The following is an 11,883-nucleotide window of genomic DNA, read 5'->3' on the forward strand; positions in this document are numbered from 1 at the left end:
GGCGCAGCGCGGCGAGCGCGCCGGCCAGCTCGGGCCGCCACTGGGCCACGTCGAGCCGGGTCAGCGCGGCCGTCGTCTCGGCCAGCGCGGCGGCCAGTTCGGCCTCCGCCTCGGCCGCGCCGGGCGTGATCAGGGACGCCTTCGGCGCGTCGGCCGGCAGCGGGTGGACCCGCCAGAGCACGGTCTCCCAGGTCATCCCCGAGCCCGAGGTGTGCGTGCGGACCTCCGGGACGAACCCGAGCCCGCTGGCCACCACGGCCTCCCCGGCCAGCAGCGCCGCCCCGGCGAAGTCGCCGGGACCGGGCAGCCCGCGCGGGTCGCCCGGGGCGGGCAGCACCAGGCGGATCTCGTCCGGGGAGAGCTTGGCCAGGCTGGGCAGCGCCTCCCGCAGGGACACGTCGGTCCAGGTGCCGGGGGCGTCGGCGACCAGGTGCTCCTCGTCGCCGGCGATCTCGTCGGCGACCTCGTCGAAGGGCACCAGGCCGGCGCGCCAGGCGCGAACCCAGGCGACGAACCGGCTCGACCGGCGCGGAGCCAGCGTGGCCGCGCCCGTTGCGGGGGAGGACATGCCGAAAGGGTACGTGCTCGCCGCCGTCGCTGTCTCGGCTGCCGCTCCGGCGGCGTGACCTGCCCCCAACTACCCCCTTCGCCCCTTTCTGTGACCCCGGTGGGACTCCTGGCCGGCGCGTCGCCGGGCGACACGCCGGGCCGGTGGCTAGCGTGATCGACATGGCGGGGCGATACGACGGCGACGTGCTGGCGGGCGACTGGCGACGGCGGAAGGTGATCCCCGAGGTCGACGCCGAACCCGACCTGGTGGTCGAGGACGCCGACTCCGGGTTCTGCGGCGCGGTCGTCGGATTCGAGTCCGGCGCGGTGGTGCTGGAGGACCGGCACGGCCGGCGGCGCAACTTCCCGCTGCTGCCCGCCGCGTTCCTGCTCGACGGCCGGCCGGTGACCCTGCGCCGCCCGTCCCGCGCCCCGGTGCCCGCCGCCCGGCGGCGTACCGCCTCCGGCTCGATCGCGGTCGACAACGTCCGGGCCCAGGTCGCCAAGGCCAGCCGGATCTGGGTCGAGGGCGTGCACGACGCGGCCCTGGTCGAGCGGATCTGGGGCGACGACCTGCGGATCGAGGGCGTGGTGGTGGAGCCGCTCGACGGCATCGACGCGCTCGCCGCCGAGGTCCGCGCCTTCGACCCGGGCCCCGGCCGCCGGCTCGGCGTGCTGGTCGACCACCTGGTGCCCGGCTCCAAGGAGAGCCGGATCGTCGCGCAGGTCACCTCGCCGCACGTGCTGGTCACCGGGCACCCGTACGTCGACGTGTGGCAGGCCGTGAAGCCGCGGGCGCTGGGCATCCCGGCCTGGCCGGTGGTGCCGCCGGGGCGGCCCTGGAAGGAGGGGGTCTGTGCGGCCCTCGGGGTGGCCGAGCCGGCGGACATGTGGCGGCTCATCCTGTCCCGGGTGGACAGTTTCGCGGACGTGGAGACGCCGTTGATCAACGCGGTGGAGCGGATGATCGATTTCGTGACTGCGCCTGCCTAGTGGTTGCGGTTCAGGGCCGGGGCGACCGTGCCCGGCTCCGGGCGGCCAGGCTTGATCCCTCCGCCGGGCACGGTCGCCCCGGCCCCGTCGTGCGTGGGCTGCGCGGGTCGGTTGCAGCAGTCGGTGGGGTGGGGACCTTGGGGGCGCTACGAAGTTGATGAGTTGGACGCCTCGTGGGGTGAGTCGTCGTGTCATCAAGTTCTCAGCGCCGCCTGGGCGGTTTCAGGGTTCCTGGTCGGGGGTTCGGGTGAAGACGAAGGTGGCGATGTCGAGGGCGACGGGGTGGCCGTCTTCGTCGCGGATGACGGTGAGGAGTTCGCCGTCCTGGGAGCCGGAGCGGCCGCGCCAGCGGTCGGGGGCTTCCGGGGTGAAGCGGAGCAGCGGGCGACCCACCTGACCGCCCACCAGGTCGCCGGCGGGGTCGATGCGGAACTCGTACTCGCCGCCCATCCACCACCAGCGGCCGGTCAGCTCGGCCAGGTCGGCGGGCGGCGGAGCCTCGGCCGGGCGCCACGGGGCGGCCGCGGCCGGCTCGGCGTCCAGCACCAGGGTGAGGATGTCGCGGGCCAGGCCGACGACGTGGTGGCCGGCACGCAGCCCGTACGAGTTGGCGTAGTCGACCACGGCGGTGCGGGTGGGCCGGTGCACGGCCAGGCCGGCGACGTAGCCGGGCATCGAGCCGCCGTGGCCCACGTACACCCGGTCGCCGACCCGGTAGAGCTCCACGCCGAGGCCGTGCCCGCCCGTCCAGGCGTCCAGGTCGCTGATCACCACGGGCGCGCACATCTCGGTGAGCGTGGCCGGGGCGAGCAGGTCCGGGGCCGGGTCGGCCAGGAAGGCCGCCCAGCGGGCCAGGTCCTCGACGGTCGACCAGAGCTGCCCGGCGGGCGCCATCGCCCCGGTGTCGGTGCGCGGTTCCTCCCGTAGCGTGTCGTGCCAGGGGTGCACCACGTAGCCGCGGGCGTACGGCTCGGTCGGGTGGTAGGTGGTGCGGCGCATGCCGAGCGGTTCGAGGAGCCGCTCGCGGAGCAGGTCGGCCCAGGGCGTGCCGGTGATCCGCTCCAGCACTCCGCCGAGCAGCCCGTACGCCAGGTTCGAGTAGTGGTAGACGTGGTGCGGCGGGTGGGCGATCTTCGCCGGGGTGAGCCCGGCGAGCAGGGTCGCCAGGTCGGCGCCCGCGGCCCGCTCCCACCACAGCCCGTCCGGCTCCCGCTGCAGGCCGCTGGCGTGCCCGAGCAACTGGCGCAGGGTGAGCGCGCCGACCGGGGTGCCGGGCAGGTGCCTGTCCAGCGGGTCGTCCAGCGCCAGCCGGCCGGCGTCGCGCTGCTGCATCACCAGCACGGCCGTCATGGTCTTGCTGATCGAGCCGATCCGGTACTGGAGGTCCGCGTCGGGGCGGGGCTGCTCGCCGGCGAGCGCGACGTGCGCCAGACCGCCGTCGCGGACCACCCCGAGGGCGAGCGAGGGGCCGCGCCCCTCCGCCTGGGCCCGGGCGACCAGCAGGTCGACCTGTCGGGCGGTCTCGGGCAACAGGGCCATGGCGTCCTCCTCGGCGGTCGTCGGCGCGGTGCCGAGCTTAGGTGATCATGCGGGTCGTTGCTGCGTGCGTCGGCGTGTCACGATCTAAGGGTGGACGCCGTGTTCTGGATCGTGCTGGGTGTGCTGCTGGCGGTCGCCGAGATCTTCACGACGACGCTTTTCCTGATCATGTTCGCGGCCGGGGCGTTCGCCGCCGCGGGCGCCGCGGCGCTCGGCGCGCCGGTCGCGCTCCAGGCACTGGTCTTCGCGGTGGTCTCCGCGCTGTCGGTGGCCCTGGTCCGGCCGGTCATCAAACGGCACGCCATGCCGGCGCTGGAGAGCGGCGACCAGCCGTTCGGGGTCGAGGCGATCGAGGGGTCCAGCGCGATGGTGCTGGAGCCGGTGGACGCCGAGCGGGGCCTCGTCAAGATCGACGGTGAGCTGTGGACGGCCCGGTCGTACGACGCGACGCGCAGCTACGCGGTGGGCGAGCGGGTGCAGGTGATAAAGGTCCGGGGCGCTACCGCCCTGGTCTGGCAGGACGAGATTTCCACCCCGGGCGGACTGCCCGAAGAAAAAAGGTGAAGATATGGAGTTTGCAGCGATCGTGTTGATCGCCGTCGCCGTGATCGTCGTGGTGACGCTGGTGAAGGCGGTGCGCATCGTGCCGCAGCAGCGCCAGGACGTGGTCGAGCGGCTGGGCAAGTACAAGCGGACCCTGAACCCGGGGCTGAACCTGCTGGTGCCGTACATCGACGCGGTGCGCACCAAGGTCGACATGCGGGAGCAGGTGGTCAGCTTCCCGCCGCAGCCGGTGATCACCTCGGACAACCTCGTCGTCTCGATCGACACGGTGCTCTACTTCAAGGTGGTCGACTCGGTCCGCGCCACCTACGAGATCTCCAACTTCCTGCAGGCCATCGAGCAGCTCACCGTCACCACGCTGCGCAACGTGATCGGCTCGCTGGACCTGGAGCGGGCGCTGACCAGCCGCGAGGAGATCAACCGGCACCTCTCCGGGGTGCTGGACGAGACCACCGGCCGGTGGGGCATCAAGGTGACCCGGGTCGAGATCAAGGCGATCGAGCCGCCGCCGAGCATCCGTGACTCGATGGAAAAGCAGATGCGCGCGGAGCGGGACCGCCGCGCCGCCATCCTCAACGCCGAGGGGCACAAGCAGTCGCAGATCCTCACGGCCGAGGGTGAGAAGCAGGCCGCCGTGCTGCGCGCCGACGGTGACCGGCAGGCCCGGATCCTCCAGGCGGAGGGCCAGGCCAAGGCGATCCGTACCGTCTTCGACGCGATCCACCAGGCCAACCCGAGCCAGAAGGTGCTCGCCTACCAGTACCTCCAGGCCCTGCCGCAGATCGCCAACGGCACCGCCAACAAGGTCTGGATCGTCCCGACCGAGCTGACCAAGGCCCTCGAGGGCATGGGCGGCGCGCTCGGCGGGCTGGCCAACATGGTCGGCGACGTGCCGTCGCCGGAGGCCACCAAGAGCGCAAGCGAGGTGGAGCGGGAGGCCGCCGAGGCCGCGCACGCCGCCGCCACCGCGGCCCAGGAGATCCACGACGAGGTACGCGTGGCCGAGGCGCAGGCCACCGGCGGCAACGCCCCGCAGGGGCTGCCGGCGCCCGAGCCGGTCTCCCCGCAGAGCCTGCTCAACGACCCGTCGGACCAGCGCGAACGGGGCTGAGCGGGTACCCCACCGGCAAATCCGAGAATCACTCATACGGCGCCCCGGCGCCTGCCACGATCGGTCTGAGGACGGGTGGTGAGCAGGACCGGGGCGCCGTCGCGCGTCCCGCGCCACCCGCAAGCGGAGCGAGGTGACGCATGAAGGATCCGGCCAACCGGCTGTTCTCCAGGACCCCGGTCCCCGGCGCGCACGACCCGGCCGGGCCGCTCGGCACCCGGCGTACCGGGGGCGGGTTCGGGGTGCTGCCGTTCGTCTCCGAGCCCGGGCCGGCCGCCCCGGCCACCGACGCGAGCTGGGCCTGGTCGGTCCGCCGGTTCGCCCGCGCGGCGGTCTGGCTGCTGCCCGCGTACGCGGTCCTCTACGGCCTGGTGGCCATGGCCAGCGACGGCGGGGTGGGCAACGACCCCTACCCGGCCGACGGCCAGCCGCTCTACCTGGTCGGCTGGGTGGCCGCGGTCTGGCTCGGGCTGCTCGCCCTGCTGGCGCTCGCCGGCCTGCTCGCCGCCACCCGGTGCCGGCGGATCGCCCTCGTCGGCCTGCTGGCCAGCATCGGCGGGATGGTGCTGATGCTGCCCTTCGCCGGGCTGGAGGAGCAGGCGCCGGTCTTCGGCACCACGGCGCGCACCGTCGTCCTGGTCGGCGCCACCTGCTACAGCCTCGGCTGGTTCCTCACCGGCTGGTCGGTCGCCCGGTCCGGGATGTTCTCCTACGGCGACGGGATCATGCTGATGATCGCCGCCCCGCTGGTCGGCCTGGGCGGCGCGCTGATCGGCTCGCTGCAGACCTTCGGCGCGATCTTCGTGCTGGTCTCCGGCCTCGGCATCGGCTACCGCTCCGGGCGCCTCGTCCCCGCGACGATCGCCCGCGACGCCGTCGCGGCCAGCGTGGCGGCCACCCCCGCCCCACCCCCCAACGGCCCCCTGGCCGCCGGCTGACCGGTTCCATCCGGTTCTGTCCCCGCCGAGCTGAGAGGTTGCCGTGAGGTAACTGACAGTTGCCTGGCGGGGTGGCCGAAACGCCGCATTCGCGGTAATCCTGGGGTCCATGCCGTCTCCCCGGTCGCCGCTGTCGCGGCTCTTCACCGTGCTGCTCGCCGGCGTCCTCGCCGGGCTCGTCCTCGCGGTCGCCGCGCTTCCCGGCGGCCTGCTCGGCGGGCTCGCCGCCAAGGCCAGCCTGGGCGCGTACGCGGAGCTGCCCGACGCGCTGCGCACCCCCGCGCAGCCGCAGCGCTCCTACCTCTACGCCAACGACGGCAAGACCCTGATCACCACGTTCTACGACGTCAACCGCTCCGACGTTCCCCTCGCCGAGATCGCCCCGGTGATGCGGCAGGCGATCATCGCCGCCGAGGACCGCCGCTTCTACTCCCACGGCGGGGCCGATCTGCGCGGCATCGCCCGCGCCCTGGTCGCCAACGTCAAGGGCGGCGGCACCGAGCAGGGCGGCTCGACGCTGACCATGCAGTACGTCCGCAACGTGCTCAAGACCGACCCGACCCGCACCGCCGAGGAGCGGCAGGCCGCCACCGAGCAGACCGTCGGGCGCAAGCTCCAGGAGATCCGGTACGCGAACGCGCTGGAGAAGACGCTCAGCAAGGACGAGATCCTCAACCGCTACCTCAACATCGCGTACTTCGGCTCCGGCGCGTACGGCGTCGCCGCGGCCAGCCAGCGCTACTTCGGCAAGGCCCCGGCCGACCTGACCCTGGGCGAGGCGGCGCTGCTCGCCGGCCTGGTCCAGTCGCCGGACGAGTACAGCCCGATCGACGGCGACAAGGACCAGGCGCTCGCCCGCCGGGGGTACGTGCTCGACTCGATGGCCGAGACCCGCGCGATCACCGCGCAGCAGGCGGCCGCGGCCAAGGCGGAGCCGCTCACCCTGCACCCGACCGCCCAGCCCAACGGCTGCACGGCCGTCGCCCAGGGGCACGACGACTGGGGCTTCTTCTGCGACTACCTGCGCCAGTGGTGGCTCGCCCAGCCGGCCTTCGGGAACACGGTCAAGGAGCGCGAGCAGGCGCTGCGCCGGGGCGGCTACAGCGTGGTCACCACGCTCGACCCGAAGATCCAGCAGACCGCCCAGAAGCAGGCCACCAGCGTCTACGGCTACGGCAACAAGCGCGCCCTGCCGATCGCCGCGGTCGAGCCGGGCACCGGCCGGGTGCTCGCCATGGCGGTCAACCGGCACTACAGCCTCGCCGACAACCCGGCCGGGCAGGCCAACCACCCGAACACCGTCAACCCGCTGATCTCCGGCGGCGCCAGCGTCGACGGCTACCAGGCCGGCTCGACCTTCAAGCTGTTCACCATGCTCGCCGCGCTGGAGGCCGGCAAGCCGCTCGCCACCGGCTTCGACGCCCCGGCCAAGCTGCCCACCCGCTACGCCTCCGACGACGAGGGCAACTGCGCCGGCAAGTGGTGCCCGGCCAACGCCAACCCGGAGTGGATGGACGGCTACCGGATGATGTGGGACGGCTTCGGCCGCTCCGTGAACACCTACTTCGTCTGGCTGGCCGAGCAGGTCGGCGAGGACAAGGTGGTGGAGATGGCGCAGCGGCTCGGCATCACCTTCCGGGCCGACTCCGACGCCGCCTTCGCCAAGGACGACGCGGAGAACTGGGGCGCGTTCACCCTCGGCGTGGCCGCCACCACCCCGCTCGACCTGGCCAACGCGTACGCCACCGTGGCCGCCGAGGGGACGTACTGCTCGCCGCTGCCGGTGGTCTCGGTGACCGCGGCCAACGGCGAGAAGGTCGACGTCGGCCAGCCCTCCTGCCGGAAGGTGCTGGACGCCGACGTGGCCCGGGCGGCCACCGACGCGGCCCGCTGCCCGGTCGGCCAGCAGTCGGCGTACGGGCAGTGCAACGGCGGTACCGCCACCTCGGTCAACCGGATCGTCGGCCGCCCGGTGGCCGGCAAGACCGGCAGCTCCGAGCAGAACGCCACCGAGACCTTCGTCGGGTTCACCCCGCAGGTGGCCGTGGCCGGCATCGCGGCCAACCCCGACGACTCGACCGACCTGGTCGGCTCGGCGGTGCAGGCCAAGGTGATCGACGCGGTCGCCCGGGTGATCAGGACGGCGGTGGACGGCAAGCCGGTGAAGGACTTCACCGCGCCGAGCCGTGAGCTGGCCGGGGACCCGCAACGCCCGCAGCCGCGACCCACCCCGCAGCCCGAGCAGCGCCAGCAGGACCGCAACCTCCCCTCGGACCTGCTCCGCTGGCTCCAGGGCCGCGGCCGCGGCTGACCGGTTTCCGGAGATCTCGGCGAGTTGCCGGTCACGACGAACGGCAACTCGCCGAGATCCGGCTCAACCGCTCACCAGGGGTGACACCGCGCGGTCCAGGGCGGCGGCCACCTCGTCGGGGCCGGCGTCGCCGTCCACGGTCACGAACGAGGTGAAGTCGGGCAGGGCCCGGTAGGCGGCGTCCAGCGCGCGCAGGTGCGCCAACTCCTCGGTGTCGATGCCCCGGGCGGCCACCCGCCGCTGCGCGACCTCCGGCGAGGTGGCCAGGAAGCAGACCATGGCCGGGCGCGGGAAGATCGCGTACCCGGCCCGGACCGCCCGCCGGCCGCGGTCGCCGCGGGCGGCCATGACGACCTCCTGGCACCAGGTCCACCGGTCCAGCACCGCCGTGCGCCCGGTCAACCGCGCCACCAGCACGGTGCGGGCCATCGCCAGCGCGCGGACCGTCGCCTCCAGCGCCGGATAGAGGGTACGGCCGAACAGCGCCACCCCGTCCGCCCGGCCGAGCGCCCGCGCCAGCTGGTTCCACAGCGGCCGCCCACCGGCGTTCTCGAAGTAGGTCGCCGGGATCCCCCGGGCCGTCAGCCGGCGGGCGAGGGCCCTGGCCTGGGTGCTCTTGCCGGAGCCGTCGACACCGACCAGGGCGATCAGCACGGAACGGGCCACGGATCCGGACGGTAGTCACCCTCGGCAAGTCTCCGGAGAAAAGATCCGCGCCGGCTGTCGGATCCGGTCGGCTGGCTCCGACCCACCGGTGAGCGCGCCCGCCGGGGCGGCACCGAGCGAGGAGAGACACCATGCGCAAGCTCATCCACTGGGTGCACCAGTCGGTCGACGGCTTCATCGAGGGGCCGAACGGGGAGTTCGACTGGCCGGTCATGGGGCTGGAGCTGTCCGCGTACTCCCTCGAACTGACCGACCGGGCCGACGCCTTCCTCTACGGCGGCAAGGTGTGGGGATTGATGTCCTGGTACTGGCCCCGCGTGGAGCAGACCTCCCAGGACCCGCACGACGTGCGGTTCGCCCCGATCTGGGCCCGCACCCCGAAGATCGTCATCTCGCGCACGCTGGAGAGCGCCGAGTACGGCGCCCGGGTGATCGGCCGGGACCTGGCCGCCGAGGTCACCGAGCTGAAGGCGCAGCCGGGTCGGGACCTGCTGCTCACCGGTGGCTCCGGCGCCGCGGCGGCGCTGACCGAGCTGGGGCTGATCGACGAGTACCAGGTGGTGGTGCACCCCGTCGTGCTGGGCGGCGGCACCCCGGTCTTCCCCGGCAAGGACCGCCTCGACCTCCGGCTGACCGGGACCCGCGGCTTCGACGGCCGGTCGGTCCTGCTGCGCTACGAGCGGCCCTGACCGGGCGGCGGAAAGGCGGGCCGCGCCGGACCGGCCCGACGGACCAGGCAGAATCGTGCGGTGCCCGTCCACGAGATCACCGACCCCGACGACGACCGGATCGCCGACTACCGCGCGCTGACCGACGTGGAGCTGCGGACCCGCTGGGAGCCCCCGCACGGGCTGTTCATCGCCGAGGGCGAGCTGGTGCTGCGGCGGGCGCTGCGGGCCGGCTACCCGGCCCGGTCGTACCTGGTCGACGCGAAGCGGGTGGACCAGCTCGCCGACCTCGACACCGGCGACACCCCGGTCTACGCGGCCACCCCCGAGGTGCTCCAGCAGGCCACCGGCTTCCACGTGCACCGGGGCGTGCTCGCCTCGTTCCACCGCAAGCCGCTGCCGTCCGCCGCCGAGGTGCTGGCCACCGCCCGGCGGGTGGTGATCCTGGAGGACCTCAACAACCACACCAACCTCGGCGCGATCTTCCGGGCCGTGGCGGCGCTCGGGGTGGACGCCGTGCTGCTCTCGCCGACCTGCGCCGACCCGCTCTACCGGCGCAGCGTCCGGGTCAGCATGGGCGAGGTCTTCGCCATCCCGTACGCGAAGCTGTCGCCCTGGCCGGACGCGCTCGGCCAGGTCCGGGCGGCGGGCTTCACGGTGCTGGCCATGACGCCCGCGTCGGACGCGGTGCCGATCCAGCGCCTCGACGCCGGGCAACGGGCCCGCGCGGCCCTGCTCATGGGGGCCGAGGGGGCCGGCCTGACCCGGGCCGCGATGGTCGCCAGCGACGTCCGGGTGGTGATCCCCATGCGGCGCGGGGTGGACTCGCTCAACGTCGCCGCCGCCACCGCGGTGGCCTGCTGGGAGCTGGGCCGCGACGACCCGCTGTGACGCGCTGGTTGAACACCGCAGCCCAGCTCATCCGTGGTGATCGACGGGCGGGGGGCCGCCCGGCACGCTCGGAATCGGCGGTGACGCAGGGTAGCGTGTCGCCCGTGTTCCCTACCGTCCGTGAGGTGCTTGCCCTGGTGCCGGTGCGCCACGGCGCGCCGCGCCTCGTCGCGGGGGACGCGGGCCTGGACCGGCCGGTGCGCTGGGTGCACGTGGCCGAGGTGCCCGACATCGCCACCCTGCTCGGCGGGGGCGAGCTGGTGCTCACCACCGGGATCGGGCTGCCCGCCGACGACGCCGGGCTGCGCGCGTTCATCGGCGACCTGGCCGACGTCGGGGTCTCCGGGCTGGTGGTGGAGCTGGGCCGCCGCTACGTCAGCGGGGTGCCCCGGGTGATGGCGGCCGCCGCCGAGCGGCGCGGGCTGCCCCTGGTCGAGCTGCGCCGGGCCACCCCGTTCGTGCGGATCACCGAGGCGGTGCACGCGTTGATCGTGGACGCCCAGCTCACCGAGCTGCGCGCCACCGAGGAGATCCACCAGCGGTTCACGGAACTGTCCGTGGAGGGCGCCGAGCCGGCCGAGGTGGTCCGGCAGGCGGCCGAGCTGGCCGGGTGCCCGGTGGTGCTGGAGAACCTGTCCCGGCAGGTGCTCGCGTACGACACGGCGGGGGAGAGCGCCGAGCTGCTGCTGGACGGCTGGGAGCAGCACTCCCGACGGATCCGGCCGGGCGGGCGCACCGCGTACGACCCGGACAGCGGGTGGCTGGTGACCACCGTCGGCGCCCGTGGCCAGGACTGGGGGCGGCTGCTGTTGCGCTGGCCCGCCGGCGCCGAGCTGACCACCCGCGGTCCCCACCGGGCGCCGGCCGACCCGGAGGACCGGCCGGTGTCCGACGACGCGGGCCCGGCCACCACGGCCGCCGACGGCGGGGTGACCGGCCGCCCGTCCGACGGGTACGACGGTGGGTCGGCCGACGCCGGCACCGCCACGCCGGAAGGCGCCACCGCGGCAGGTACGGGCGCCACGCCGACGGGCGCCGCCACGCCGACCGATGGCGCCACGCCTGTCGATGGCGCGCCGGTCAGTGCCACGCCGGTCGGCGGCGCGCCGGTGGGCCGCTGGGGGCCGCCGCATCCGCGTCGGGATCCCGAGGCCGGCGCGGGCCCGGGCATGACCCCGCCCACCCGGCTCACCATCCTGATCGAGCGGGCCGCCTCCACCCTCGCCCTGGGCCGGCTGATCCGGCGCGACGCCGAGGGGCTGGAACGGCAGATCCACCGCACCCTGCTCAACGCCCTGATCGACCACTCCCGCCCGGTGGACGAGGTGGCGCTGCGGGCCAAGGCGCTCGGCGTCACCCTGGACCGCCGGCACCTGGTCGGCGTGGTGGTCCGGCACCGGGCCGACGACCCGGCCGAGGGCGGCGGGCCAGGCCCCGACACCGGCCAGGAGGCCGGCCCGGCCCGGCTGCGTGACCTCGCCGAGGCGGTCGGCCAGGCGCTGCGGGAGGCCAAGCTCACCGCGCTGACCAGCGCCGTCGACGACCACGCGGTCGGGGCGCTGCTCGCGCTGCCCGATCCGGCCGCCGAGGAGAAGGCGCTCGCCGCGTTCGCCGCCGCGCTGCGCCGGGTACGCCTCGACGCCGACCCGGCCC

General features: G+C 74.3%; 11 protein-coding genes. 8 read left to right on the plus strand and 3 right to left on the minus strand.

Features of this window, described 5'->3' with window-relative positions:
• Positions 1-568 (minus strand): hypothetical protein (locus tag B0E53_RS26345; RefSeq protein WP_107078499.1); only part of this gene is annotated, 568 nt, incomplete at its 3' end.
• Positions 569-729: 161 nt separating this feature from the next.
• On the opposite strand from B0E53_RS26345, the gene B0E53_RS26350 reads away from it, so the two are divergent.
• On the plus strand, positions 730-1,542 hold the full coding sequence (locus tag B0E53_RS26350) for a DUF3097 domain-containing protein (RefSeq protein ID WP_107078508.1): 813 nt from the start codon (positions 730-732) through the stop codon (positions 1,540-1,542).
• Between the two features lie 222 nt (positions 1,543-1,764).
• Here B0E53_RS26350 and B0E53_RS26355 read toward each other — a convergent pair whose 3' ends face one another.
• Positions 1,765-3,081, minus strand: coding sequence for a serine hydrolase domain-containing protein (locus tag B0E53_RS26355; protein WP_107078500.1), 1,317 nt, complete (start codon positions 3,079-3,081; stop codon positions 1,765-1,767).
• A gap of 90 nt (positions 3,082-3,171) precedes the next feature.
• Here B0E53_RS26355 and B0E53_RS26360 point away from each other — a divergent pair, with 90 nt between their 5' ends.
• From B0E53_RS26360 to B0E53_RS26375, 4 genes are all read left to right on the plus strand, one after another.
• On the plus strand, positions 3,172-3,645 hold the full coding sequence (locus B0E53_RS26360) for an NfeD family protein (RefSeq protein WP_107078501.1): 474 nt from the start codon (positions 3,172-3,174) through the stop codon (positions 3,643-3,645).
• A 4-nt stretch (positions 3,646-3,649) separates the two neighbouring features.
• Positions 3,650-4,756, plus strand: coding sequence for an SPFH domain-containing protein (locus B0E53_RS26365; RefSeq protein WP_107078502.1), 1,107 nt, complete (start codon positions 3,650-3,652; stop codon positions 4,754-4,756).
• Between the two features lie 140 nt (positions 4,757-4,896).
• Positions 4,897-5,694 carry a hypothetical protein gene (locus tag B0E53_RS26370; RefSeq protein WP_107078503.1) on the plus strand — a complete coding sequence of 266 codons (798 nt, stop codon included), beginning with the start codon at positions 4,897-4,899 and terminating at the stop codon, positions 5,692-5,694.
• 109 nt (positions 5,695-5,803) lie between these two features.
• On the plus strand, positions 5,804-8,005 hold the full coding sequence (locus tag B0E53_RS26375; protein ID WP_107078504.1) for a transglycosylase domain-containing protein: 2,202 nt from the start codon (positions 5,804-5,806) through the stop codon (positions 8,003-8,005).
• 63 nt (positions 8,006-8,068) lie between these two features.
• Here B0E53_RS26375 and B0E53_RS26380 read toward each other — a convergent pair whose 3' ends face one another.
• The gene (locus tag B0E53_RS26380; protein WP_107078505.1) at positions 8,069-8,671 is read right to left on the minus strand and encodes a dTMP kinase; all 603 of its coding nucleotides are present in this window, start codon (positions 8,669-8,671) and stop codon (positions 8,069-8,071) included.
• Between the two features lie 131 nt (positions 8,672-8,802).
• Here B0E53_RS26380 and B0E53_RS26385 point away from each other — a divergent pair, with 131 nt between their 5' ends.
• The 3 genes from B0E53_RS26385 to B0E53_RS37900 all read left to right on the plus strand — a co-directional run.
• Positions 8,803-9,360 (plus strand): dihydrofolate reductase family protein, encoded by a 558-nt coding sequence (locus tag B0E53_RS26385; RefSeq protein ID WP_107078506.1) that lies wholly within the window; start codon positions 8,803-8,805, stop codon positions 9,358-9,360.
• Positions 9,361-9,420: 60 nt separating this feature from the next.
• On the plus strand, positions 9,421-10,230 hold the full coding sequence (locus tag B0E53_RS26390; protein WP_107078507.1) for an RNA methyltransferase: 810 nt from the start codon (positions 9,421-9,423) through the stop codon (positions 10,228-10,230).
• A 104-nt stretch (positions 10,231-10,334) separates the two neighbouring features.
• A partial coding sequence (locus tag B0E53_RS37900; RefSeq protein WP_246835600.1) for a PucR family transcriptional regulator ligand-binding domain-containing protein occupies positions 10,335-11,883 on the plus strand: 1,549 nt, incomplete at its 3' end.

It is taken from the genome of Micromonospora sp. MH33, from assembly GCF_003013775.1.
Classification (GTDB): domain Bacteria; phylum Actinomycetota; class Actinomycetes; order Mycobacteriales; family Micromonosporaceae; genus Micromonospora; species Micromonospora fulviviridis.